Source organism: Streptococcus sp. 27098_8_76, from assembly GCF_041432315.1.
Lineage (GTDB): Bacteria > Bacillota > Bacilli > Lactobacillales > Streptococcaceae > Streptococcus.
Window position 1 is genome coordinate 31,268 of sequence record NZ_JAPVZI010000010.1, and the last position, 24,186, is coordinate 55,453.

The following is a 24,186-nucleotide window of genomic DNA, read 5'->3' on the forward strand; positions in this document are numbered from 1 at the left end:
CCTGATATTGTATTATTTCTTTAATTCTACCAAATTTTCATTAATTCGGCGATAGATTGTTGTCAAGTCAAGCAAACCTTCCTCGACAGCTGGTGTCAATTGATCTTCAGTCATACGCCAAGACCAGTTTCCACCAAGGGTAGATGGGAAGTTCATACGAGCTGTCTCATCCAATTCAAGCAAATCTTGCATAGTTGCAATTGCCATGAAGCTAACTGATGAAAAGACTGTACGAAGCATAGCGTGTGGCACTGTTTCGTATTCTTTACGGTTCGTGTAGCGAGCCATGTACTCACGAGTCGCATCATCGATCTCGTTACGGTACCAACCAAGGACCGTGTTGTTATCGTGTGTTCCTGTGTACATAACTGAGTTAGCAGGTGCCAAGTGTGGGCTATCGATACTTTCGTCTTCTGGGTTGAAGGCAAATTGAAGAATCTTCATTCCTGGGAATCCAGTACGTTCACGCAACTCAATAACTTCATCTGTCATGAAGCCAAGGTCTTCAGCGATGATGTTTAGCTCACCAAGTTCTTCCTTAACGGCTGCAAAAAGCTTGTAGTCAGGACCTTTGACCCACTCACCAGGTGCTGCTGTATCGGAACCAGCAGGGATTTCCCAGTAAGATTCGAAACCACGGAAGTGGTCGATACGAACGATGTCGTAGATTTTGAAGCTTTCACGCAAGCGTTCAATCCACCATTTGTAACCATCTTTGTCCATTGCTTCCCAGTCATAGATTGGGTTACCCCAAAGCTGACCAGTTGCAGAAAACTCATCTGGTGGGCATCCTGCGATGCAAGTTGCCTTACCGTTGACATCTGTCTTGAAGAGATGTGGATTTGCCCACATATCGCTTGAATCTTCCGCTACGTAGATTGGCATGTCTCCAACGATTTCGATGTGGTTGTCGTTAGCGTAAGCTTTCAATTTCAACCATTGTTGGAAGAAGAAGTATTGAGTCACACGGTGGTAAACCAACTTGTCTGCCAATTTCTCACGATAGCTTTCAAGTGCTGAAGCTTTACGAACGCGAGCATCAGCATCTGGCCATTCAGTCCAAGCAAGATTGTCAAAATGCTCTTTGATAGCCATATACTCAGCAAAGAGCTCAAGCCATGATTGGTTGTCTTGAGCAAATTTCTCAAAATCTTTAACATCTCCGACTTCAAAGAAACGTTTCACCGCTTTTTCTAAAAGAGGACGACGTGCATAGTAAATCTTAGCATAGTCAACTTCAGACGCATCGCTACCAAAGTCAACTCCTTCAAGGTCACTTGCTTCCAACAAACCTTGCTCCACCAAGATATCCAAATCGATAAAGTGAGTGTTTCCCGCGAAGGCTGAGAAAGATTGGTAAGGAGAATCCCCGTAACTAGTTGTTCCTAGCGGAAGGATTTGCCAGTAACGTTGTTTTGTACGGACCAAGAAATCAACGAAGTCGTAAGCACTTTGACCAAATGATCCGATTCCGTAGGCTCCTGGAAGAGAAGAGATGTGCATCAACACACCACTTTGACGTTTTTTCATAAACAACACCTCGTGTATTTGTAGTTTAAATTTTCATTTTTGGGCGCAAACGTTTGCGTTAAGATAATTATAGCGTATTTCCCCGACAAATGCAAGCGTTTTTAAAAAACTTTTTGATTATTTTTTTAAAAAAACTTGTCCTTCTTTATGTATACATATACATTTTTCTTTTCTATTTACAAAATCTTCTTCAACTACAAATAGAAGGCTCAACTTAGCCTACTTTTGGTCTAGAGCAATTTATTTTTTGTTCAAAATCTAGGCAATCGTTTCCCTAAATAATTTCAGTAAAAGCATGAAAATATATTTTCCGACTTTTCTTCTATTATAAACAAATAAAACGCTTACCATTCCCGTGAAATTTTTTTAAAATTTTTACAAAAAACACTTGCAACCGTTTTCTATTTGTGCTATACTAGTCCCATAAAGGAAAACGTTTGCGTTTCCTCATTATAAAATTTGTTATTCTTTAGGAGGAATACACTATGTCATCTAAATTCATGAAGAGCGCTGCTGTGCTTGGAACTGCTACACTTGCTAGCTTGCTTTTGGTAGCTTGCGGAAGCAAAACTGCTGATAAACCTGCTGATTCTGGTTCATCTGAAGCGAAAGAAATCACTCTTTACGTTGAGGACCAATACAAAGCTTATGCTGAAACAGTAGCTAAAGCTTATAAAGAACAATCAGGAACAACAGTTAACATCAAATCTGGTGACCAAATGGGTGGGCTTGACAAACTTTCTCTTGACAACCAATCAGGTCAAGCTCCTGACGTTATGATGGCTCCATACGACCGTGTAGGTAGCCTTGGTACTGACGGACAACTTTCAGAAGTGAAATTGAGCGACGGTGCTAAAACAGATGATAAAACTAAATCTCTTGTAACAGCTGCTGACGGTAAAGTTTACGGTGCTCCTGCCGTTATCGAGTCACTTGTTATGTACTACAACAAAGACTTGGTAAAAGAAGCTCCAAAAACATTTGCTGACTTGGAAAACCTTGCTAAAGATAGCAAATACGCATTCGCTGGAGAAGATGGAAAAACTTCTGCTTTCCTAGCTGACTGGACAAACTTCTACTTTGCATACGGACTTCTTGCTGGTAACGGCGGTTACGTATTCGGACAAAACGGTAAAGACGCTAAAGACATCGGTCTTGCAAACGACGGCGCTATCAAAGGTGTAGAATACGCTAAAACTTGGTATGAAAAATGGCCTAAAGGTATGCAAGATACTGAAGGAGCTGGAAACCTAATCCAAACTCAATTCCAAGAAGGTAAAACAGCTGCTATCATCGATGGACCTTGGAAAGCTCAAGCCTTCAAAGACGCTAAAGTAAACTACGGTGTTGCAACTATCCCAACTCTTCCAAACGGAAAAGACTACGCAGCATTTGGTGGTGGTAAAGCTTGGATCATCCCATCAAGCACTAAGAACCTTGAAGCTGCTCAAAAATTTGTAGACTTCCTTGTTTCAACTGAACAACAAAAAGCCTTCTACGATAAAACTAATGAAATCCCAGCTAACACTGAAGCTCGTTCATACGCTGAAGGTAAAAATGATGAGTTGACAACAGCTGTTATCAAACAGTTCAAGAACGCTCAACCAATGCCAAACATCTCTCAAATGTCAGCTGTTTGGGACCCAGCTAAAACAATGTTGTTTGAAGCTGTAAGTGGTAAGAAAGATGCTAAAACAGCTGCTAACGATGCTGTAACATTGATCAAAGAAACAATCAAACAAAAATTTGGTGAATAAAAAATTTGTTCAAGGGGGGTGGAAATCAAATCCCCCTTTGAATTTATCAACAAAAACACAAATAGTTTAGGTTTTATCTAGAAACCAGTATCCTATGAAAGGAGTTATTATGGAAAAGCAACAACCTAGTAAAGCAGCCCTGCTGTCTATCATTCCTGGGTTAGGACAGATTTACAATAAACAAAAGGCCAAAGGTTTTATCTTCCTTGGTGTAACCATCGTATTTGTCCTTTATTTCCTAGCACTTGCAGCCCCTGAATTGAGCAATCTCATCACTCTTGGTGACAAGCCAGGTCGTGACAATTCCCTCTTTATGCTGATTCGTGGTGCCTTCCATTTAATCTTTGTAGTCGTTTATGTACTCTTTTATTTCTCAAATATTAAAGATGCACATACAACTGCTAAACACATTAACAATGGTATTCCAGTAGCACTTACCTTTAAAGAAATGGTCAAAGGAATCTATGAAAATGGCTTCCCTTACCTCTTGATCATTCCATCTTATATTGCCATGACTTTTGCAATCATCTTCCCAGTTATCGTAACCTTGATGATTGCCTTTACTAACTACGACTTCCAACACTTGCCACCAAACAAATTGTTGGACTGGGTTGGTTTGACAAACTTTACAAACATTTGGAGCTTGAGTACCTTCCGTTCTGCCTTCGGTTCTGTTCTTTCTTGGACTATCATTTGGGCTTTATCTGCCTCAACTTTACAGATCGTGATTGGTATCTTCACAGCTATCATTGCTAACCAACCATTTATCAAAGGAAAACGTATCTTTGGTGTTATTTTCCTTCTTCCTTGGGCTGTCCCAGCCTTCATCACTATCTTGACATTCTCAAACATGTTTAATGATAGTGTCGGTGCTATCAACACTCAAGTCTTGCCGATCTTTGCTAAATTCCTTCCTTTCCTTGATGGGGCTCTTATTCCTTGGAAAACAGACCCTACTTGGACAAAGGTTGCCTTGATTATGATGCAAGGTTGGCTTGGATTCCCATACATCTACGTTTTGACTTTAGGTATCTTACAATCTATTCCTAACGACCTTTACGAAGCAGCTTATATTGACGGTGCTAATGCTTGGCAAAAATTCCGCAACATCACTTTCCCAATGATCTTGGCTGTTGCAGCACCTACTTTGATTAGCCAATACACCTTCAACTTTAACAACTTCTCTATCATGTACCTCTTCAATGGTGGAGGACCTGGTAGTGTCGGTGGAGGAGCTGGTTCAACAGATATCTTGATCTCATGGATCTACCGTTTGACAACAGGTACATCTCCTCAATACTCAATGGCGGCAGCTGTTACCTTGATTATCTCTATCATTGTCATCTCAATCTCTATGATCGCATTCAAGAAACTACACGCATTTGATATGGAGGACGTCTAAGATGAATAACTCAATTAAACTCAAACGTAGACTGACTCAAACCCTTACTTACCTCTACTTAATTGGCCTATCAATCGTGATTATCTATCCACTTTTGATTACCATCATGTCAGCCTTTAAAGCAGGTAACGTCTCAGCCTTTAAACTAGATACTAATATCGACCTCAATTTTGATAACTTTAAAGGCCTCTTCACTGAAACCTTGTACGGTACTTGGTACCTCAATACTTTGATTATCGCCTTGATTACCATGGTTGTTCAAACAAGTATCATCGTACTTGCTGGTTATGCCTACAGCCGTTACAACTTCTTGGCTCGTAAACAAAGTTTGGTCTTCTTCTTGATTATCCAAATGGTGCCAACCATGGCCGCTTTGACAGCCTTCTTCGTTATGGCGCTTATGTTGAACGCCCTTAACCACAGCTGGTTCCTCATCTTCCTCTACGTTGGTGGAGGTATCCCGATGAATGCTTGGCTCATGAAAGGCTACTTCGATACAGTGCCAATGTCTCTAGACGAATCTGCAAAACTAGACGGTGCAGGACACTTCCGCCGCTTCTGGCAAATTGTTCTTCCACTTGTTCGCCCAATGGTTGCCGTACAAGCTCTCTGGGCCTTCATGGGACCTTTCGGGGACTACATCCTCTCTAGTTTCTTGCTTCGTGAGAAAGAATACTTTACTGTTGCCGTAGGTCTCCAAACCTTCGTTAGCAATGTGAAAAACATGAAGATCGCCTACTTCTCAGCAGGTGCTATCCTCATTGCCCTTCCAATCTGTATTCTCTTCTTCTTCCTACAAAAGAACTTTGTTTCAGGACTTACAAGTGGTGGCGACAAGGGATAATATATCCCCGCCACCCTTTTTCATTTTATACTCTTCGAAAATCTCTTCAAACCACATCAGCTTTTATCTGCAACCTCAAAGCTGTTCTTTGAGCAGTCTACGGCTAGCTTCCTAGTTTGCTCTTTGATTTTCATTGAGTATTAGCGATTGTTACTGTAAGTAATATCTTTACAGCAAGCAATTTGTCTCCTAGACTTGAAATAAAGCACATTTCTCTATATAATAATACTCATATAGAAAACACCTTTTAGAAAGACACCTATGCTTCCATATCCATTTTCATATTTTTCAAGTATTTGGGGATTTCGTAAGCCCCTGTCCAAACGTTTCGGACTCAACTGGTTTCAGCTTCTCTTTACCAGTATCTTCCTTATCAGCTTGTCGATGGTACCCATTGCCATCCAAAACAGCTCCCAGGAGACTTATCCGCTAGAAACCTTTATCGATAATGTCTATGAACCATTGACAGATGAGGTTGTCCAGGATCTCTCTGAGCATGCTGCAATTGTTGATGGTAAATTAACTTATACAGGAACAGCTAGTCAAGCCCCTTCTATTGTGATCGGTCCAAGTCAAAGTAAGGAGTTACCTAAGGACTTGCAACTGCATTTCGATACGAATGAGCTCGTCATCAGCAAGGAAAATAAGGAACTGACCCGAGTCTCTTACCGAGTGATTGATACTGAGAGTTTCAAAAGCAAAGACAGCTTGACCCAAGCCATTTCTAAAGACTGGTACCAACAGAATCGTGTCTATATCAGTCTCTTCCTAGTTCTCGGTGCCAGCTTCCTCTTTGGTTTGAATTTCTTTATTGTCTCTCTAGGAGCTAGTCTTCTCCTTTATATCACTAAGAAATCACGCCTCTTTTCATTTAGAACCTTTAAAGAGTGCTATCATTTTATCTTGAACTGTTTAGGATTGCCAACTCTGATTACGCTTATTTTGGGATTATTTGGCCAAAATATGTCAAACCTCATCACTATACAAAACATTCTTTTTGTTCTGTATCTGGTCACTATCTTTTATAAAACACATTTCCGTGATCCAGATTACCATAAATAGGAGATTTTTATGCCCGTTACGATTAAAGACGTGGCCAAGGCTGCTGGTGTTTCGCCTTCAACCGTAACCCGTGTTATTCAAAATAAATCAACCATTAGCGACGAAACAAAAAAACGCGTTCGCAAGGCTATGAAGGAACTCAACTACCACCCCAACCTCAATGCTCGTAGCTTGGTAAGCAGTTATACCCAAGTTATTGGCTTGGTGCTTCCTGACGACTCAGATGCCTTCTATCAAAATCCTTTCTTCCCATCTGTTCTCCGTGGCATTGCCCAAGTCGCTTCTGAAAATCACTACGCCATTCAGATTGCGACAGGTAAAGATGCCAAAGAGCGTCTTAAAGCTATTTCTCAGATGGTCTATGGTAAGCGTGTAGATGGTTTGATTTTCCTCTATGCCCAAGAAGAGGACCCTTTGGTTAAGTTAGTAGCAGACGAGCAATTTCCTTTCCTTATCTTAGGTAAATCTCTATCTCCTTTCATTCCACTTGTCGATAATGACAATGTCCAAGCTGGTTTTGATGCGACAGAGTATTTCATCAAAAAAGGATGCAAGCGAATTGCCTTTATCGGAGGTACTAAGCGACTCTTCGTAACACAAGACCGTCTGACAGGTTACGAGCTAGCTCTAAAACAATACCAACTTCCTCTCGATACTAATCTGACTTACTTTGCTACTGAATTTCTTGAAGATAATGGTTATCGCTTTAGTAGACTTCTCTTCAAACACGATCCAAATATTGACGCTATTATTACCATTGATAGTCTCCTTGCTGCAGGGGTCTGTGATTACATCGCAAAACACCAACTGGATGTCCCTGTCCTCAGCTTCGACTCAGTCAATCCCAAGCTCAACTTGGCAGCCTATGTCGATATTAATAGCCTAGAACTTGGTCGAACATCATTTGAAACAATTCTTCAGATTATCAACGATGCTAAAAGCAATAAACAAATTTGTTACCGTCAGTTAATCGCCCACAAAATTATCGAAAAATAAAAACCAGCTCGCGCTGGTTTTTTTGGTCACTAATTTTCTGTTTCAACGAATCGTCCCAGAATATGAACATTCTCCGATACAGAGACAAAGGCTCCTGAGTCCACCTGTTTCATAATCTGTTTAAATTCATTAAACTCTGCACGTGTAATAACAGTGATTAAAACTGCCTTTCTCTCGTGATTGTAGGTTCCTTCTGCATCGTGGATCATGGTTGCTCCGCGGTGCAATTTTTTATGGATTTTCTCAATTACTTTATCTGGATGATTGGTCACAATCATAGCCTGCATGCGTTTTTGCTTAGTAAAGACAGCGTCTGTGACACGGCTAGAGACAAAGATGGTAATCATAGAGTAGAGAGCGTATTTCCAACCAAAGGTCAAGCCTGCTATCAGCATGATAGTCCCATTTACTAAGAAAGAAATACTACCGACATTCTTACCTGTTTTCTTGCGAATAGTCAAACTGACAATATCCGTCCCACCACTAGAGATATTGTTGCGAAGAGCAAAACCAATTCCTAAGCCCATGACAACACCCCCAAAAAGGGCATTGATAATAGGATCCTCCGTCAAGGTCGCCACAGGGACAAACTGGATAAAGAAGGAACTCATAGATACCGTGATAAAGGTAAAGACGGTGAACTTATGGCCAATCTGATACCAAGCTAAGACCATCAAAGGGAAGTTAATGGCGTAGAAGGTCAGCGAAATCGGAATATGAAAACCAAACCAGTGATTACTCAAGGCAGAGATAATCTGTGCCAAACCTGTCGCACCACTCGAATACACATGCCCCGGTTGGAAAAAGAAATTGACCGCTACTGCTGATAAAAAACCATAGACCAGTGAGGCCGAAATCTTCTCATCATATTTTTCCCGAGAGATGCTTTGTAAGACACGTAAAATTTTTATCTGATGAGCAAAGCGACGCAGATAATAGCGCCACCGCTTAATTCGTTTTGCTTGTTTCATCTTCTTCTACTTGTAAGCTGAGTTCCTCTAGTTGTTTGAGAGCTACTGTTGAAGGAGCTTGTGTCATTGGGTCACTTGCCTTATTATTCTTAGGAAAGGCAATGACTTCACGGATATTTTCTTCTCCTGCTAAGAGCATGACAAAGCGGTCAAGCCCGATAGCCAAGCCACCATGTGGTGGGAAACCATAGTCCATGGCTTCAAGAAGGAAACCAAACTGGTCATTTGCTTCTTCAGCTGAGAAACCAAGAGCCTTGAACATGCGTTCTTGAAGGTCTTTTTGGTTGATACGGAGGCTACCACCACCAAGCTCATAACCGTTCAAGACGATATCGTAAGCAATGGCACGAACCTTAGCCAAATCACCTTCTAATTCGTGAGCTGTTTCTTCCTGTGGAAGGGTGAACGGATGGTGGGCGCTCATGTAGCGGCCTTCTTCTTCAGACCATTCAAACATTGGCCAGTCAACCACCCAAAGGAAGTTGAATTTATCGTTATCAATCAAGCCAAGCTCTTTGGCAATACGTCCACGAAGGGCACCAAGAGTTGCGTTAGCTACTTCAAGCGTATCCGCCACAAAGAGAACCAAGTCCTTATCTTCAAGAGCAAGCGCTGTTGTCAATTCTTCTTGGATACCAGTCAAGAACTTGGCAACTGGTCCATTTAATTCTCCATCAACAACCTTGACCCAAGCAAGACCTTTGGCACCATATTGTTTGGCTACTTCCGTCATCTTGTCGATGTCTTTACGTGAATAGTTGTCCGCAGCGCCTTTGACCACAATGGCTTTTACAGCAGGTGCTTCTGAAAAGACTTTGAAGTCAACACCTTTGACCACTTCTGTCAAATCCTGAAGCAACATATCAAAACGAGTGTCAGGCTTGTCAGAACCGTAAAGAGCCATAGCATCATCGTATTTCATACGAGGGAATGGTAGCGTCACTTCGATACCTTTTGTTTCCTTCATCACGCGGGCAATCAAACCTTCTGTGATATCTTGGATTTCTTGCTCAGTAAGGAAAGACGTTTCCAAGTCGACCTGGGTAAATTCAGGCTGGCGGTCACCACGCAAGTCCTCATCACGGAAACATTTTACGATTTGGTAATAGCGGTCAAAACCAGCATTCATCAAGAGCTGTTTCGTGATTTGTGGACTTTGAGGAAGAGCATAGAAATGCCCTTTATTAACACGAGATGGCACCAAGTAGTCACGCGCCCCTTCAGGCGTTGACTTAGAAAGGAATGGTGTCTCCACGTCGATAAACTCCAACTCATCCAAGTAATTACGGATAGAGTGGGTCACCTTGGCACGAAGTTTCAGATTTTCCAACATTTCTGGACGACGAAGGTCAAGGTAACGGTAACGCAAACGCGTATCGTCATTAGCCTCAATGCCATCCTTAATCTCAAATGGGGTTGTCTTAGCTGTATTAAGCACTGTCAGAGCTGTCACGTTTAACTCAACTGCACCAGTTGGCAACTTATCATTGGCTTGCTCACGCGCAGCGATCTGTCCAGTCACCTCGATAACAAATTCGCTACGAAGACTTTCAGCTGTTGCCATGACCTCTGCAGAGACTTTTTCAGGGTTGATAACCAACTGCATGATTCCTTCACGGTCACGAAGATCGATAAAGATCAAACCACCAAGGTCACGACGACGGCCTACCCATCCTTTCAAGGTCATTTCTTGTCCGATGTGTTCCTCACGAACACGACCAGCATACATACTACGTTTCATTGTTTCTCTCCTCTTTTATTCTGTTACTATTTTACCATAAAAGCGCAGGCTCTTCATGAAAATCAGCAGAAAAGTTTGCCAGTCTTTAAAAATTAGCGCCCATACAAAAAATCCGATGAAGTTCACCGGACTCTTTTATTTTGAATTGTTGCCTGCTTTACGCTTTTCAGCGATTTCGGCTGCCTTTCGAGGCAAGACAATTTCCGTTATGTAGGCTGTCCCAAAACGCAAGACACCTGCAATAGGGGCAAAGACAACTGCTAGATAGTTGTAGAAGAAATCGCCCTTAAAGGCATAAGCTAGCGCTCCAATGATGAAAAATAGAACGACTGCTTGAATCACTGCTAATAAAATTACTCGTTTCATGTGACCTCCTGACTCTATTATAGCATGAGAATCATCAAAAAGCCGACTAAATTATTCAAAGCGTGAAGAGAAATACTGTAGACCAGACCTTTTCTGCTAATATAGGCCAATCCCAAACTAAAACCAAGGCTAAAATAGACAAAAAATTGTTGCACATCACCTGGGAAATGAATCAAGGTAAACAGAACACTGGATACCAGAAGAAAAATCAGAGTTTGTTTACTATTGTCCTGCTTAGGAAAGAGGTAGCGTGCTAACATCCCTCTAAAGATAAGTTCTTCCGTCAAAGGAGCAAAAATAACGACCGCAAAGAATGAGAAAAGTGGTTGAGACAAGGTCAAGTCTATCGCTATTTGCTGATTTACTGAAGGATCATTTGGCAAGAAAAACTGGACAACCAGAGATAAGAACCAAACCAAGGCAGGAAGCCAAATAAATCGGTTGAAGCCACTCTTCTCAATACGAACAGGAGCTTTCTGATACCATTTGTAAATACCGTACACATAAACTCCAGCCAAGGCCACATAGAGTAGGGTAACAGCATAGGGTGAAGCGCCTAAGGCAAGCGAAGTAGTCGCGAGCCCCTGAATGAAGCCATAGATGAATAAAAAGGATAGAACGGCTAGAAGAAACCAGCCAAGGTTTTTAAGTAATTTCATAAAGGTCTCCTATCTTGCTTTATAGCTGTTTTTCAATACAAAGAGGTTCGCTATTCCTAACACAAGTACCCATGCAAGTAACATGCCGATATTAGAAAAGGATATTTCTCCACCTTTTTGATTTAAAAGATTTACAATAGGACCGACGAACGAGTAATCTAACACTTTCTGAGCCGTATCATTTTGAAGAGCAATTATAGGTAAAAAAGAAACAATTAACATAGGAAAAATACTATAGACTTGCGCTTTAGATTGAGTATCTGACACCGCACCGATTAGAAGGTTAAGAAAAATAATACTAATAGTTGCTAGGAGCAAATAGATAACGTAGGCAAATAAGTAACCTGATAGATCTACTTTAAGATAGACTGGGAGTAAAATCATTCCAAGCAACATAATCAAAATAGGGAGAACAAGCATACTGAAAGTATATTCTGTTGCTGTCACACCACTTAGGATGAGTGATTTAAGATTGCGTTTTTCCTTATCTTCTGCCATCATAATCGATACCATATAACCACTTCCCATACTCAAGACCATCGTCAAACTCGAAGAGAGGAGAAACATACTCAATTCTCCATTCTTATTGAAGAATTCATTATATAAAACAGCAATACCAAAAGGCATCAATAAAGTCGCTAACAAAGTTGAATTGCTAATAAGAACTTGTAATCTTAACCATAGTAGGGCATTTAATTTTCTAAACATCTAACTTTTCTCCTGTCAATCTGATAAAGATTTCTTCTAGTGTTGGCTCACAAGAGTGAACCACCATCAAATCTGTCGTGTCTAATTGTGGTAATTCTTCAAATGGAACTATCTGTTCTCGTCCATCATTATAAACCACATGTACTTTCTTATCCACATGATACTTCTGAATAATATCTTGCGGACTTCCATACTCTATTAGGTTACCCTTATTCAAAAGAGATAAGCGATCACAAAGCAGAGTTGCCTCATTCATATCATGCGTTGTCAAAAAGATAGTTGTCCCCGCCTGCTTTAATTCTTGAAGTAGGGTATGAATCATCTTAGATGTTGTAGGATCTAAGCCACTGGTTGGCTCATCTAGGAAAAGAATCTTAGGAGCATTAAGAAGGGCACGAGCCAAGAACATTCGTTGTTTCATTCCAGTAGATAACTTTTCTGCGATAATATCTTTAGCATCTGCCAATCCAACCTGTTGGAGCACCTGATTTACTCTATCTGACTTGAGACCATATAACTTAGCATAGATGAGAAGATTTTTGTAAAGACTCATCTTTTCATAAAAACCACTGCCATCACTAACAATACCAATTTGTTCCAAATCATTTGAGGTTAAATCTTGAGAATTCTTGCCTAACAAAACTGTTTTACCTTGATCTGCAGCCAACTGTCCTGTTAAGACATTGATCATAGTTGTTTTACCTGAGCCGGAAGGGCCAAGAAAACCAAAGATTTCTCCCTCCTTAATCTCAAAAGAAATCTGGTGAAGAGCTTTTTTGCTCCCAAAACTTTTGCTTACATTTTCAACACGAATCATAGAAACTCCTTTATTTGAAATAGCGTTTCACCATAGGCAACTGCATCACATTGATATAAATATGGATGGCTCCGACAAGCAAGAAAGCTAGTAGCTGAATTTCTCCTGTCAAGAAAGAAATGATAAAAAGAAAAACATATAAGACTGGTAAGACATACTGATTTAATTGGAATAAAATCCGAAAACTCTGTTCCAAATTAGCCTGACGCTCCCCTTCATCATAAGAATTTACATACTCTAAGACATCCTTTGGTGTTGAGAAAAATGCCAAATCAAACTGACGAACAATCGCAATGGTCTTAAAAAGATATTTTTGAACACTGAGAATCAGCACTAATCCCAAAAAAGAAAGAGATAAGGTTAGATTGCTTCTATTTGGTACAATCACTTCACTACCTGAGATGAAAAGAGCCAATAAAATCGCTACACTTGCAATATTAAAAGCAGTGGTTCCAAACTCGAGATTCCGATACATTTGCACATAATAGCTTTCATTCAGATCATCATCCATTTCCTCTTGATACAAGGAATGAAACTTTCTGCTTTTCTTTAGGAAATTGAATGTCAAAAGAATGCTAATGAAACCTAATACTAAACAAATAGCTGATATCCATGGTATCAAGATTTTTACATCTAACATAATTCCGTGAGATTCAGCAAGTGCCTTAAACATCCCTACAAATATGGCCAAAAAAACTCCCAAGACAATAGACATCAAAAATAATAACAATCCACGTTTCTTTTTCTTTTTCATATTCATTCTCCTTTTTCACTCGCTAAATTGTTTGCTTTCTTTTCAATCCAGTCAACGACTGGGATGAGGGCAAAGTAGGCCCAAATAAATTGGTCACTGTAATAGAGATCAAACCATCCTAGATTTGTTCCAATTAGTAGACACACGCTGACTAATAACGCTATGGCAACTACATAATAAATCACTTTATACTTGTTCATCACTCGTCCTCCTCCAAGCGAAATACCGATTCGACTGTTTCATTGAAAATCTGAGATATTTTCAAGGCAATCACAACGGATGGGGTGTATTCGTCCCGTTCTAATAGGCTAATGGTCTGTCTGGAAACTTCTGCTAGCTTGGCTAGTTCGGTTTGATTGAGGCCATCGCGAGCCCGCAGCTCTTTTAGACGATTTTTTAGTTGCATGTTACACACCTACTTTCCGTCAAATTCAACAGTTTGGATATCCTCAATGCGTTGTAGTTTGAATTTTTCTTTTCCTTTTTTATTAACACGACGTAGCTTGACCCATTCCTCATCAACATCCACAACTTCCCAGTTATCTGTTCCAAAAACTTGTCCAACGATTGTCGGTGTTTTCCCAATCAATTCTTTTAATAATCTCGACATTTCTGCGTTTCCTTTCTCTTTTCTTTCGATTACCTTTAACCTCTTCTCTAACCGCTTGATTTTCTTAGATTGACTCATATAAATCAAGACGAGAAAAGGAAACAAAATCCATACCCACATGTGGCTCCCTCCTATTTCTTAACTTGCTTATATTGTAACACATCTTTTTCTTTTTGACAAGCATATTTGTCAAAAAGTTTATGATTTTTGTCATTTTGCAAAAGAAAAAGGTCAGGAATAGGTTCCTGACCAGTTTATCTGCTATTAAAAGCCTAGTTTTTCAAAGATTTCTGAGAAGTTTTGGCTAATTGTCTCAAGTGACACTTGCACTTCTTCTCGGGTTTGGTTGTTCTTGACCGTCACTTGTCCGCTTTCGACTTCGCTTTCTCCTAGGGTGATGAGGGTCTTAGCCGCAAAGACATCAGCTGACTTGAACTGGGCTTTGAGTTTACGGTTGAGGTAATCACGCTCTGCTTTGAAACCTTGTTGGCGAAGAGCTTGGACTAGTTCTAGGGCTTTGACATTTGCTCCATCACCCAAGACTGCGATATAAACATCTAGGGCGTTTTCGATAGGAAGAGCCACACCTTGCTTTTCAAGAATGAGAAGCAGGCGCTCTACACCAAGTCCAAAACCAAATCCAGCAGTTTCAGGACCACCAAAATAAGAAACCAAACCATCGTAGCGACCACCCGCACAGACTGTCAAGTCATTGCCCTCAATCTCAGTGATAAACTCGAAAATGGTGTGGTTGTAGTAGTCCAGACCACGCACCATATTGGTATCAATGATATAGTCTACCCCAAGATTTTCCAACATCTGACGCACCGCATCAAAATGAGCTTGGCTTTCTTCATCAAGGAAATCCAAGATAGATGGTGCATTCTCCACTGCCACCTTGTCTTCTTTTTCCTTAGAGTCCAAGACACGGAGAGGGTTTTCCTCCAAGCGACGCTGGCTATCCTTAGACAAGGTCTCCTTGAGCGGTGTCAAATAGTCAATCAAGGCTTGACGATAAGCCGCACGGCTCTCAGGATTTCCAAGCGTATTGAGGTGTAGTTTGACACCTTGGATGCCAATTTCTTTCAAGAAATGGGCTGCCATCGCGATGGTTTCCACATCGGTAGCTGGATTGCTAGAGCCAAAACACTCAACACCAATCTGGTGGAACTGGCGCAAACGCCCTGCCTGTGGACGCTCATAACGGAACATAGGTCCCATATAGTAGAACTTGCTTGGCTTTTGCACTTCTGGGGCGAAGAGTTTATTTTCCACATAGGAACGGACAACGGGTGCAGTTCCTTCTGGACGGAGGGTAATATGACGGTCACCCTTGTCATAGAAGTCATACATTTCCTTGGTTACGATATCCGTTGTATCTCCGACAGAGCGACTGATAACCTCATAATGCTCAAAAATAGGCGTGCGCACTTCTGCATAGTTGTAGCGCTTGAAAATCTCACGGGCAAAGCCCTCAACGTACTGCCACTTGGCAGACTCAGCAGGTAAAATATCCTGCGTTCCTTTTGGTTTTTGTAATTTCATAGGGAATCCTCTTTAAACTTAATAGTCTTATTTTACCATAAATAGAGGGATTAAAACAGTGAGAAAAAAATTAGGATTTAAATATCATTTTTAAGATTAAGGATTGTCATAAGAATAGCCAGCAAGGAAAGACCAACAAATAGCATCCAAGTCAACTGTATATTCCATACGGCAACAAGTGAAAAACAAGCTGTTCCCACAGGTATGGATAAGGTAAATAATAAACCTAAAAAATTACTGGTACGAGCTAAAACCTCTGGAGCTAGATTTTTCATGAGCATGGCATTAATCTTTGGAGCAACTTTACCAGACACATACAGAGTTAAAAATAGAAATAGCAAACCAAGCACGACTTGATTGAATACGTTAGCCAAACCAATTAGAGTGAGCCCTACGGTAGCCCACATCATCAATCTAGGCAAGGACTGCTTCCCAAAATAATCATTGCCCGTAAGGCTACTAATGATGATTGCTAACAAAGCACAGAATTGACTGATAAATAATGCCTCTGTGTAAGAAAAGTCTAAAAGAGAATGGCTCAAAAAGAAGATATTGTAAATTCCACCCAAAGCGCCACCCAAGGCATTGATAAGCAAGACAGCAAAGAGCATAAAACCAAAGTTTTTCTGTCCACTTTTAAGAAAAACGAGACGTAAATTTCGGTAAATTGTTAGGAACTGGTCTTTGATAGAAATCTTCTCATTTTTTAGGTTTTCACGATCAGCAGATGACATTGACAGGCTCAATTTGCTTTTTCCTAAAAAGAGAATAGAGGCTGATACTAGGAAAAAGCAGGCATTGATTCCCGCAACAAGGGAAAAATTGTTGACCGATAGACCTAAGAGCCAGACTCCAAAAGCTTGACCCCCAATAGCTGAAATATAGGTGATGAATTGGGAAAAAGAATAAGCCTCCATCAAATCCTCTTCAGCTACTTTTTCCTTAATGAGAGGCATGCGCAAACCACCAGCAAAATCACTGATGACATCACTAATGACATTGATCAAACACAGGCTAGAAAAGGCAAATAGACTAGCTTGCTGAACAACTAGGGCTGCCAGAAAAAATAAAACCGCCTGAAACAAACCGCTATAGACCATCCATTTGACCTTGTCTCTCGTGTAATCTGCCCGAATCCCTACAAAAACTGTAAAGAGAGTCGGAATGATCATGACAATATTCGCCATAGCAACAGCAAAAGAGGCTTGTTGCAAGGTCGATGCATAGACGATAAAGACCAGATTGAAAATTGAAGCACCAAAAGCATTGAAGAAGCGTGACAAAGTCAAGAGTCGATAAGCTTGATTTCTAAACAATAGTTTCATAGATAATCTCCCTTCTTGTTAGAAGTTTTATGTGAAGTATGACTATAGTATAGCACTTAGAAATTATAGAGGAAAAACTTTTGAATATATGCAACAAATAAAATGAGCAAAAAGAAACGATAGAAGTTCTCCAGTGACACGAGAGAGGTCAATAGTTATATCGCTTCAAATTTTAACTTATTTTCTTAGTTTGCAGATATTCAACAATCGGTCGTTTTTCTATAGTATTCGGCAGATTTATTACAGCCAAGCATCTCAAAAATACGGACAGCATCTTCCATCTTTTTTCGCCCTTCCTTGACTCTGCCTTGCTTGCTATCAAGGAGACCTTCCGCCCACAAATAGACAATTCGGAAATAGGTCTCATTTTCATTGTAGAAATGCTCTTCGATAACACGTTTAAAATAAGAGGCATTGGTAAATTCTTCACACTCAATGCTAGCTAAAAAACCATTCAATAGTATAGTGTGAAACAGGTTTCGATTGCCAGACACTTCCATTAGAAAATCAGATTTTCGTACCATTTCTCGTACATACCTAGTGAAAAGAGAAACAGATAGAAATGGTGAACTGACTGAAAATAAATTGAGTTCATAGATTCCCCAAATCTCGGTAGAAAACAAATAATCATGAAGGACTTTCCCTTCCTCTGCTGTTAACTCTACCCTTTCATCCATGCTCTTCATATAAGACTTGATAATAATGGCATTTAGAATATGTTTCTGTTTGTTTTGAGAATGGGCATGCTTTTGATACTCCCTGCGATACAAGTCTTCAAGAGGAGCTATATTCTTTGGATCCAAGACATCTATGATTTCTTTTCTCAACTCAGAATCTGTATCATACTGAAAACCTCTCGCTAGAAAGAGGATTTCCTCTACACTGGCAGATATATTTTCTAGGGCAAATAGAAACTTTTCCACCGAAAGCTCACTCTGACCTGTTTCAAAGCGAGATAACATAGACGGCGAAAATTGTCCCCCAGTTGCTTGTCTCAGCGAGATATTTCTTGATTCTCGTAATTGTCTAAAGACTTTTCCAATCTGCTCCATAGGCTTCCCCTTGATTCAGTATTTTCTTCATTTTATCATATTTTTCAGAAAATTCATCAAAAACTTGCCAAATTGTCAGAATTATGAGAAAATAGAGGATATTTATCACGTGGAGGGACTGTAATGAGAGAGGATATCAAAATCAATGACCGTGCTTTGGCCTTGCAAGACCAAATTATCGAAAAACTAGAGAAGGTTTTTGATACAGATGTGGAATTGGATGTTTACAATCTAGGGTTGATTTATGAAATCAATCTGGATGAAACAGGTCTCTGCAAGATTGTCATGACCTTCACCGATACTGCCTGCGATTGCGCCGAAAGCCTGCCTATCGAAATCGTGGCAGGTCTGAAACAAATCGAGGGTATCGAAGATGTCAAGGTTGAAGTTACCTGGTCGCCTGCTTGGAAAATCACACGAATCAGTCGCTACGGCCGTATTGCCCTTGGACTACCACCTCGTTAAGCAGGTCAATAACTTTTAAAGATGAAAAAAAGCAAGCCAAAGTTGGCTTGCTTTTTGATATTCAATAAAAATCAAAGAGCAAACTAGGAAACTAGCCGCAGGTTGCTCAAAACAATGTTTTGAGGTTGTAGATAGAACTGACGAAGTCAGTAACCATACCTACGGCAAGGCGACGTTGACGTGGTTTGAAGAGATTTTCGAAGAGTATGAGTTTATTTTTTACCTGACTTGTCCATATTCCAGAAGTCTGTCACGGCTCCACGTGAAGCAGATGATACGATATGGGCATATTTACCGAGGACACCACGACTGTAAAGCGGTGGCAAGGTTGTTTCTGCCTTACGTTTTTCAAGTTCTTCTTCCGATACGGCCATGGAAATTTCTTTGGTATCTTGGTCAACCGTAACGATATCGCCTGTACGAAGGTAGGCAATTGGTCCACCATCCTGAGCTTCAGGAGCGATATGTCCAACAACCAGACCATAAGTACCACCAGAGAAACGGCCATCCGTCAAGAGGGCAACCTTGTCTCCTTGACCTTTACCAACAATCATTGATGAAAGTGAGAGCATCTCAGGCATACCAGGACCACCCTTAGGTCCCACGAAACGAACAACGACAACATCGCCATCAACGATTTCATCTGTCAGAACAGCCTGAATCGCATCTTCTTCTGAGTCAAAGACCTTAGCTGGACCAACGTGACGACGCACTTTCACACCTGATACCTTGGCAACCGCACCGTCTGGTGCAAGGTTCCCGTTCAAGATGATAAGCGGACCGTCTGCACGTTTTGGATTTTCAAGTGGCATGATAACTTTTTGACCTGGTGTGAGGTCTGCAAAGTCAGCTAAGTTTTCAGCAACAGTCTTACCAGTACATGTGATGCGATCTCCGTGAAGGAAACCATTTGCCAAGAGGTATCTCATAACCGCAGGCACACCACCGACTTCGTAAAGGTCTTGGAAGACATACTGACCAGATGGTTTCAAGTCGGCCAAGTGAGGCACACGCTCTTGGATCGTATTGAAGTCCTCAAGCGACAAGTCAACATTGGCAGCATGGGCAATGGCAAGCAAGTGAAGAGTGGCGTTTGTAGAACCACCGAGAGCCATAGTTACAGTGATAGCATCTTCAAAGGCTTCACGAGTCAAGATATCTGACGGTTTGAGACCGAGCTCCAACATCTTAACAACAGCACGTCCTGCTGCTTCGATATCTTCTTTCTTATCAGCTGATTCAGCTGGGTGAGAGGATGAACCTGGCAAACTCATACCGAGAACTTCTATAGCAGTCGCCATGGTATTAGCTGTGTACATACCACCACAACCACCAGGGCCAGGGCAGGCATTACATTCAAGACGTTTCACATCCTCAGCTGTCATATCACCGTGGTTCCATTTTCCGATACCCTCAAAAACAGAAACCAAGTCAATGTCTTTGCCATCAAGATTTCCCGGTGCAATGGTTCCACCATAGGCGAAAATAGCTGGAATATCCATATTAGCAATGGCAATCATAGAACCAGGCATGTTCTTGTCACAGCCACCGATAGCGACGAAGGCATCCACATTGTGACCACCCATAGCCGCCTCGATAGAGTCCGCAATGATATCACGAGATGTTAGGGAAAAACGCATACCAGGCGTTCCCATGGCAATCCCGTCCGCTACGGTAATTGTCCCAAACTGCACAGGCCAAGCACCTGCCGATTTGACACCTTCTTTGGCTAATTTCCCAAAATCATGCAAGTGAATGTTACATGGTGTATTTTCCGCCCAAGTCGAAATCACTCCCACAATCGGTGTTTCAAAGTCCTTATCTGTCATACCAGTCGCACGAAGCATAGCACGGTTTGGTGATTTTACCATACTATCATAAATGCTACTGCGGTGACGTCTATCTAATTCAGTCATTTGTTCCCTCCCATTTCAGTTTTTACTATTATAGCACATTTTAAAGGCAATGAACAGAAGAAAATTCTTGAATTTTCAGAAAATTCTATATACATATAAACATTTTAAATTAAAAACAACAAAGCGGATCAGGGCACTTTCTGATTACCAGAATATGCTTTTAATCCGCTCGCTTTAAATAACGTAATGTAATTTTTACAGAAGTTCTTTCAGATAAGTGTATTTAACATCTATCTTGCATTATAAAACGCTAAAACTTTCTCTTTTATATTCGATTCACTCAAACCATACTCATTAAGAAGATAATCCATTTTCCCAACTTGACCGAATCTTTCTTGAACACCCATCCGATGAATTTTTGTTATTCCATCATCAGAGAATAATTCACATAAAGCACTGCCAATTCCACCTATCTGATTGTGGTTTTCTACAGTAAATATAGTTTTTCCACTTAACATTGTTTTTATCTGTTCTGGTATCGGTTTGATTCTAAATAAATCTATCACACCTACTGAATAACCTAATTTAGACAGTTCATCCGCAACTCGAATGCTTGGAGCAACCATTATGCCAGAAGCAACTATTACAACATCTTCACCGTGTCTTAACTCAATGTAGCCTTTAGAAAAATCTTCTCCACCTTGATATACAGACTCTGGAGCTTTTCTAATTGTTCGAATATATTTTAGTCCTTTTAAGTATAATGTCTGGTTCAAGATTTCACGAAATTGGATATCATCAGTTGCTTCGAAAATGATTGATTTAGGAATTAAACGTAACAATCCAATTTCTTCAAATGGCATATGTGTTCCACCATTCATCTCTGCCGTTACTCCTGCATCTGAACCAATCACAGTGGCATCCAATTGTGCGTACCCAAGAGAAATAAATAATTGATCAAATACTCTTCGTGAGGCAAAAGGGCCAAATGTATGAAGATAAGGTCTAAACCCCTGAATAGACAACCCTGCTGCAAGTCCGACCATTTCTGCTTCCATGATCCCAACATTCACATAACGGTCTCCAAAGTCCTTTTCAAGATTATTAGTAGCCATCGAACTTGACAAGTCTGCTTCTAAAACTACTATATCAGAATAACTTTGGTTAGCCTCTAGAAGGAAATCTCTATACACATGTCGTAATTCTTTCGTACTTCTCATCATTCTGTTTCCTCCAATTCCTGACTTAATCTTTCTACAACTGAAGTTAACATTTGTCTCTCCTCTACAGTAGGGCGAAGATGATGATTGGATTTCATTTCTTCCAGCTCTCGAACTCCTTGACCTTTTATAGTGTCTAATACAATACACTTAGGGGATGAATTATTTGACTGTTTTAATTGGATAATCCCTTCATAAATTTCTCTAATATCTGAACCATTGACCCTAATGGATTCAAATCCAAATGCTGAGAATTTTTCCACAAAATCACCTGGATTACAAATATCCTTTGTAAAACCATCTAATTGTTTTTTGTTATCGTCAACAAATACAATTAAATTGGATAACTGTTGATGAGAAGCAAACTGTATAGCTTCCCAACATTGTCCCTCATTTAACTCACCATCTCCAACAATAGCATAAGTATAAAAGGGACTCTTTCTTATTCTCTGACCATATGCAAGTCCAGTTGCAACACTAATTCCTTGTCCTAAAGAGCCAGTTGTCATATCTATGCCTGGTGTTAGATTTCTATCAGGATGAGACGGTAATTTAGTTCCATTTGTATTCAAAGAATATAAGAATTCTTTGTCAAAGAAACCATTCAAATAGAGTGTGCTGTACAAAGCTGGTCCAGCATGTCCCTTGGATAAAACAAAATAATCTCTATCTCGTGACGCAAATATTTCTGGAGTCATCGGCATTATTTCACCATAAAGCACTGCTAAAACTTCTACTATAGACAGACTCCCTCCATAATGGCCTAATCCAAGATGATTCAATGTTCTAAGAGTATTTAATCGGATTTTTGTTGCAAATTTTCTTAACTCATCTTCTCTATTTTCACTTAAAATCATCCCTTATTCCTCCTTTGCAGATGGCTTTTTAATAAAGGATACTCCAAACATAACTGCTAGAATAAGAACAAGACCAATAACAATGCCTGCTTGTGAGCCAAATTGATTCAACATTCCTAAAATAATTCCTGATAGACCAAAATCTGCATCTGAGAAAGTTGAACCTTGGAAACCAAGTCCTCCCAAAACTGGCATTAAAAAGACTGGAAGAAAACTGATTAAAATACCTTGTAAAAATGCTCCAATAGTGGCTCCACGAACACCACCAGATGCATTACCGATGACACCTGCAGTCGCTCCACAGAAGAAATGAGGTACAACACCTGGTAAGATAACAACCGTTCCTGAAGCAATCATAATTGCCATACTTACTAAACCACCAACGAAACTAGAGATAAATCCAATTAGAACTGCATTAGGTGCATAAGTATAAACAATCGGACAATCCAAAGCAGGTTTTGAATTAGGTACAAGACGCTCTGAAATACCTTTAAAGGCTGGAACAATTTCACCCAAAATAAGGCGAACACCTGCTAAAATAACAAATACACCTGCTGCAAATTGACCTGCTAATTGTAAAGCATAAACTAGACCACTTGTACCATTACTGATTTCTTTTTCTATATATTCTGACCCTGCAAAGATAGCTACAATAATGTAAATAACTGCCATGGATAAAGTAATACTAACAGTACTATCACGTAAAAAAGCTAAACTCTTTGGAAATTTAATGTCCTCTGTTGATTTTGATTTATCACCGATAAGGCTACCAGTAAAACCACTCAACCAATATCCCAAAGAACTGAAATGACCCAAAGCCACCTTGTCATTTCCAGTTAATTGAACCATATATTTTTGCACAAATGCTGGGGAAACACTCATAATAATACCGAGTGCTAATCCTCCTAGTAAGATAAGAGGCAAACTTGTAAAGCCAGCAACTGATAAAATGACCGCAATCATACACGCCATATATAGAGTGTGGTGCCCTGTTAAAAAGATATATTTGAATCGAGTAAAACGAGCAATTAAGATATTGAATACCATACCTGCAAACATAATCATTGCAGTAGCTGAGCCATATGTGGTTAAAGCTACAGCTACAATTGCTTCATTATTTGGTACAACTCCAGATAAATGAAAAGCATGTTCAAACATGGTACCAAATGGATTCAAAGAATTTTGTACAATTCCTGCACCACCAGATACAACTAAGAAACCAACAAAGGTCTTAATTCCACCTTTAATAATATCAGGTAATTTCTTCTTCTGAAGAACTAATCCTAAGATTGCAATTAAAGCTACTAAAATAGCTGGTGTACTAACAATATCCAATATGAACTTCATCATGACGCTAGCCTCCTAAATAAGTCCTTTTTCTTCACAAAGTTTAGTAATTAATTCTCGTAGTTCATCCATATCAATAATACTATTTAAGATACGAACATCTCCAAGATGACTAGCTGAATCAGCTAGATCACGACCAACAATCCAAATATCAGCTGCATTTGGATCTGCTCCACCTAAATCATAGTGTTCAACTTCTACATCTGAAACATTCAAATCACTCAATACAGATTCAATATTCATCTGTACCATAAAACTTGAACCTAATCCTGAACCACAAGCTGTACCAATTTTTAACATTA

General features: G+C 40.1%; 25 protein-coding genes. 6 read left to right on the forward strand and 19 right to left on the reverse strand.

The annotated features are described in order from the left end of the window. Positions 1–12: 12 nt before the first annotated feature. Positions 13–1,530: a 4-alpha-glucanotransferase gene (gene malQ / locus O3636_RS07905; protein ID WP_371642524.1), complete on the reverse strand. Its 1,518-nt coding sequence runs from the start codon at positions 1,528–1,530 to the stop codon at positions 13–15. A gap of 485 nt (positions 1,531–2,015) precedes the next feature. Between malQ and O3636_RS07910 the strand changes: the two genes are divergently transcribed. From O3636_RS07910 to O3636_RS07930, 5 genes are all read left to right on the forward strand, one after another. After that, complete coding sequence (locus O3636_RS07910; protein WP_000095466.1) at positions 2,016–3,287, forward strand: extracellular solute-binding protein; 1,272 nt, start codon at positions 2,016–2,018, stop codon at positions 3,285–3,287. A gap of 109 nt (positions 3,288–3,396) precedes the next feature. After that, positions 3,397–4,689, forward strand: coding sequence for a sugar ABC transporter permease (locus O3636_RS07915; RefSeq protein ID WP_000414961.1), 1,293 nt, complete (start codon positions 3,397–3,399; stop codon positions 4,687–4,689). Position 4,690: 1 nt separating this feature from the next. Continuing rightward, entirely contained in the window at positions 4,691–5,533 is an 843-nt protein-coding gene (locus tag O3636_RS07920) for a sugar ABC transporter permease (RefSeq protein ID WP_001065648.1), read from the forward strand. 261 nt (positions 5,534–5,794) lie between these two features. After that, positions 5,795–6,595 carry a DUF1189 domain-containing protein gene (locus O3636_RS07925; RefSeq protein WP_173250039.1) on the forward strand — a complete coding sequence of 267 codons (801 nt, stop codon included), beginning with the start codon at positions 5,795–5,797 and terminating at the stop codon, positions 6,593–6,595. A 9-nt stretch (positions 6,596–6,604) separates the two neighbouring features. Next, positions 6,605–7,591 (forward strand): LacI family DNA-binding transcriptional regulator, encoded by a 987-nt coding sequence (locus tag O3636_RS07930; RefSeq protein WP_164226273.1) that lies wholly within the window; start codon positions 6,605–6,607, stop codon positions 7,589–7,591. Between the two features lie 29 nt (positions 7,592–7,620). On the opposite strand, the gene O3636_RS07935 is transcribed toward O3636_RS07930, so the two are convergent. The 13 genes from O3636_RS07935 to rgg form a co-directional block, all read right to left on the reverse strand. Beyond that, positions 7,621–8,562, reverse strand: coding sequence for a YitT family protein (locus tag O3636_RS07935; RefSeq protein WP_049513543.1), 942 nt, complete (start codon positions 8,560–8,562; stop codon positions 7,621–7,623). Next, positions 8,540–10,303, reverse strand: coding sequence for an aspartate--tRNA ligase (gene aspS / locus O3636_RS07940; protein ID WP_371642527.1), 1,764 nt, complete (start codon positions 10,301–10,303; stop codon positions 8,540–8,542). Before aspS ends, O3636_RS07935 begins: the two co-directional genes overlap by 23 nt. A gap of 135 nt (positions 10,304–10,438) precedes the next feature. Continuing rightward, the gene (locus O3636_RS07945) at positions 10,439–10,669 is read right to left on the reverse strand and encodes a hypothetical protein (protein ID WP_000832181.1); all 231 of its coding nucleotides are present in this window, start codon (positions 10,667–10,669) and stop codon (positions 10,439–10,441) included. Positions 10,670–10,686: 17 nt separating this feature from the next. Then, complete coding sequence (locus O3636_RS07950; protein ID WP_371642529.1) at positions 10,687–11,328, reverse strand: lysostaphin resistance A-like protein; 642 nt, start codon at positions 11,326–11,328, stop codon at positions 10,687–10,689. Positions 11,329–11,337: 9 nt separating this feature from the next. Then, positions 11,338–12,036: an ABC transporter permease gene (locus tag O3636_RS07955; protein ID WP_371642531.1), complete on the reverse strand. Its 699-nt coding sequence runs from the start codon at positions 12,034–12,036 to the stop codon at positions 11,338–11,340. Then, positions 12,029–12,853, reverse strand: a complete 825-nt coding sequence (locus O3636_RS07960; RefSeq protein ID WP_371642533.1) for an ABC transporter ATP-binding protein — start codon at positions 12,851–12,853, stop codon at positions 12,029–12,031. Before O3636_RS07960 ends, O3636_RS07955 begins: the two co-directional genes overlap by 8 nt. A gap of 10 nt (positions 12,854–12,863) precedes the next feature. After that, on the reverse strand, positions 12,864–13,607 hold the full coding sequence (locus O3636_RS07965) for a DUF3169 family protein (protein WP_371642535.1): 744 nt from the start codon (positions 13,605–13,607) through the stop codon (positions 12,864–12,866). Between the two features lie 2 nt (positions 13,608–13,609). After that, the gene (locus O3636_RS07970; RefSeq protein WP_033682914.1) at positions 13,610–13,807 is read right to left on the reverse strand and encodes a hypothetical protein; all 198 of its coding nucleotides are present in this window, start codon (positions 13,805–13,807) and stop codon (positions 13,610–13,612) included. Continuing rightward, a complete protein-coding gene (locus O3636_RS07975) occupies positions 13,807–14,013 on the reverse strand; it encodes a helix-turn-helix transcriptional regulator (RefSeq protein WP_001176233.1) in 207 nt (68 codons plus the stop codon). Before O3636_RS07975 ends, O3636_RS07970 begins: the two co-directional genes overlap by 1 nt. Before the next feature lie 9 nt (positions 14,014–14,022). Continuing rightward, positions 14,023–14,337, reverse strand: coding sequence for a hypothetical protein (locus tag O3636_RS07980; protein WP_371642537.1), 315 nt, complete (start codon positions 14,335–14,337; stop codon positions 14,023–14,025). Positions 14,338–14,481: 144 nt separating this feature from the next. Next, positions 14,482–15,762, reverse strand: a complete 1,281-nt coding sequence (gene hisS, locus O3636_RS07985) for a histidine--tRNA ligase (protein ID WP_000775866.1) — start codon at positions 15,760–15,762, stop codon at positions 14,482–14,484. Positions 15,763–15,839: 77 nt separating this feature from the next. After that, complete coding sequence (locus O3636_RS07990) at positions 15,840–17,087, reverse strand: transporter (RefSeq protein ID WP_371642539.1); 1,248 nt, start codon at positions 17,085–17,087, stop codon at positions 15,840–15,842. A 200-nt stretch (positions 17,088–17,287) separates the two neighbouring features. Next, positions 17,288–18,139, reverse strand: coding sequence for a quorum-sensing system transcriptional regulator Rgg (gene rgg, locus O3636_RS07995; RefSeq protein WP_316126995.1), 852 nt, complete (start codon positions 18,137–18,139; stop codon positions 17,288–17,290). A 123-nt stretch (positions 18,140–18,262) separates the two neighbouring features. On the opposite strand from rgg, the gene O3636_RS08000 reads away from it, so the two are divergent. Next, a complete protein-coding gene (locus O3636_RS08000) occupies positions 18,263–18,604 on the forward strand; it encodes a metal-sulfur cluster assembly factor (protein WP_001206380.1) in 342 nt (113 codons plus the stop codon). A gap of 212 nt (positions 18,605–18,816) precedes the next feature. On the opposite strand, the gene ilvD is transcribed toward O3636_RS08000, so the two are convergent. The 5 genes from ilvD to O3636_RS08025 form a co-directional block, all read right to left on the reverse strand. Next, positions 18,817–20,520, reverse strand: coding sequence for a dihydroxy-acid dehydratase (gene ilvD, locus O3636_RS08005; protein ID WP_371472066.1), 1,704 nt, complete (start codon positions 20,518–20,520; stop codon positions 18,817–18,819). Between the two features lie 230 nt (positions 20,521–20,750). Then, positions 20,751–21,683, reverse strand: a complete 933-nt coding sequence (locus tag O3636_RS08010) for a transketolase family protein (RefSeq protein WP_371642542.1) — start codon at positions 21,681–21,683, stop codon at positions 20,751–20,753. Then, on the reverse strand, positions 21,680–22,537 hold the full coding sequence (locus tag O3636_RS08015) for a transketolase (RefSeq protein WP_371642544.1): 858 nt from the start codon (positions 22,535–22,537) through the stop codon (positions 21,680–21,682). Before O3636_RS08015 ends, O3636_RS08010 begins: the two co-directional genes overlap by 4 nt. A 3-nt stretch (positions 22,538–22,540) precedes the next feature. Further along, a complete protein-coding gene (locus O3636_RS08020; RefSeq protein WP_024056492.1) occupies positions 22,541–23,887 on the reverse strand; it encodes a PTS ascorbate transporter subunit IIC in 1,347 nt (448 codons plus the stop codon). Positions 23,888–23,899: 12 nt separating this feature from the next. Continuing rightward, on the reverse strand, positions 23,900–24,184 hold the full coding sequence (locus O3636_RS08025) for a PTS sugar transporter subunit IIB (RefSeq protein WP_000912476.1): 285 nt from the start codon (positions 24,182–24,184) through the stop codon (positions 23,900–23,902). Positions 24,185–24,186 lie beyond the last annotated feature (2 nt).

What these genes read in the sequence shown, in the direction of transcription:
- O3636_RS07935 (WP_049513543.1), bottom strand. Translation starts at nt 8,562, where the DNA reads ATGAAACAAGCAAAACGAATTAAGCGGTGGCGCTATTATCTGCGTCGC.
- O3636_RS07910 (WP_000095466.1), top strand. Translation starts at nt 2,016, where the DNA reads ATGTCATCTAAATTCATGAAGAGCGCTGCTGTGCTTGGAACTGCTACA.
- O3636_RS07950 (WP_371642529.1), bottom strand. Translation starts at nt 11,328, where the DNA reads ATGAAATTACTTAAAAACCTTGGCTGGTTTCTTCTAGCCGTTCTATCC.
- O3636_RS07925 (WP_173250039.1), top strand. Translation starts at nt 5,795, where the DNA reads ATGCTTCCATATCCATTTTCATATTTTTCAAGTATTTGGGGATTTCGT.
- O3636_RS08025 (WP_000912476.1), bottom strand. Translation starts at nt 24,184, where the DNA reads ATGTTAAAAATTGGTACAGCTTGTGGTTCAGGATTAGGTTCAAGTTTT.
- O3636_RS08010 (WP_371642542.1), bottom strand. Translation starts at nt 21,683, where the DNA reads ATGATGAGAAGTACGAAAGAATTACGACATGTGTATAGAGATTTCCTT.
- malQ (WP_371642524.1), bottom strand. Translation starts at nt 1,530, where the DNA reads ATGAAAAAACGTCAAAGTGGTGTGTTGATGCACATCTCTTCTCTTCCA.
- O3636_RS07965 (WP_371642535.1), bottom strand. Translation starts at nt 13,607, where the DNA reads ATGAAAAAGAAAAAGAAACGTGGATTGTTATTATTTTTGATGTCTATT.
- O3636_RS08015 (WP_371642544.1), bottom strand. Translation starts at nt 22,537, where the DNA reads ATGATTTTAAGTGAAAATAGAGAAGATGAGTTAAGAAAATTTGCAACA.
- O3636_RS07915 (WP_000414961.1), top strand. Translation starts at nt 3,397, where the DNA reads ATGGAAAAGCAACAACCTAGTAAAGCAGCCCTGCTGTCTATCATTCCT.
- hisS (WP_000775866.1), bottom strand. Translation starts at nt 15,762, where the DNA reads ATGAAATTACAAAAACCAAAAGGAACGCAGGATATTTTACCTGCTGAG.
- O3636_RS07920 (WP_001065648.1), top strand. Translation starts at nt 4,691, where the DNA reads ATGAATAACTCAATTAAACTCAAACGTAGACTGACTCAAACCCTTACT.
- ilvD (WP_371472066.1), bottom strand. Translation starts at nt 20,520, where the DNA reads ATGACTGAATTAGATAGACGTCACCGCAGTAGCATTTATGATAGTATG.
- O3636_RS07930 (WP_164226273.1), top strand. Translation starts at nt 6,605, where the DNA reads ATGCCCGTTACGATTAAAGACGTGGCCAAGGCTGCTGGTGTTTCGCCT.
- O3636_RS07945 (WP_000832181.1), bottom strand. Translation starts at nt 10,669, where the DNA reads ATGAAACGAGTAATTTTATTAGCAGTGATTCAAGCAGTCGTTCTATTT.
- O3636_RS08020 (WP_024056492.1), bottom strand. Translation starts at nt 23,887, where the DNA reads ATGATGAAGTTCATATTGGATATTGTTAGTACACCAGCTATTTTAGTA.
- O3636_RS07990 (WP_371642539.1), bottom strand. Translation starts at nt 17,087, where the DNA reads ATGAAACTATTGTTTAGAAATCAAGCTTATCGACTCTTGACTTTGTCA.
- O3636_RS07960 (WP_371642533.1), bottom strand. Translation starts at nt 12,853, where the DNA reads ATGATTCGTGTTGAAAATGTAAGCAAAAGTTTTGGGAGCAAAAAAGCT.
- O3636_RS07955 (WP_371642531.1), bottom strand. Translation starts at nt 12,036, where the DNA reads ATGTTTAGAAAATTAAATGCCCTACTATGGTTAAGATTACAAGTTCTT.
- O3636_RS07980 (WP_371642537.1), bottom strand. Translation starts at nt 14,337, where the DNA reads ATGTGGGTATGGATTTTGTTTCCTTTTCTCGTCTTGATTTATATGAGT.
- rgg (WP_316126995.1), bottom strand. Translation starts at nt 18,139, where the DNA reads ATGGAGCAGATTGGAAAAGTCTTTAGACAATTACGAGAATCAAGAAAT.
- O3636_RS07975 (WP_001176233.1), bottom strand. Translation starts at nt 14,013, where the DNA reads ATGCAACTAAAAAATCGTCTAAAAGAGCTGCGGGCTCGCGATGGCCTC.
- O3636_RS07970 (WP_033682914.1), bottom strand. Translation starts at nt 13,807, where the DNA reads ATGAACAAGTATAAAGTGATTTATTATGTAGTTGCCATAGCGTTATTA.
- O3636_RS08000 (WP_001206380.1), top strand. Translation starts at nt 18,263, where the DNA reads ATGAGAGAGGATATCAAAATCAATGACCGTGCTTTGGCCTTGCAAGAC.
- aspS (WP_371642527.1), bottom strand. Translation starts at nt 10,303, where the DNA reads ATGAAACGTAGTATGTATGCTGGTCGTGTTCGTGAGGAACACATCGGA.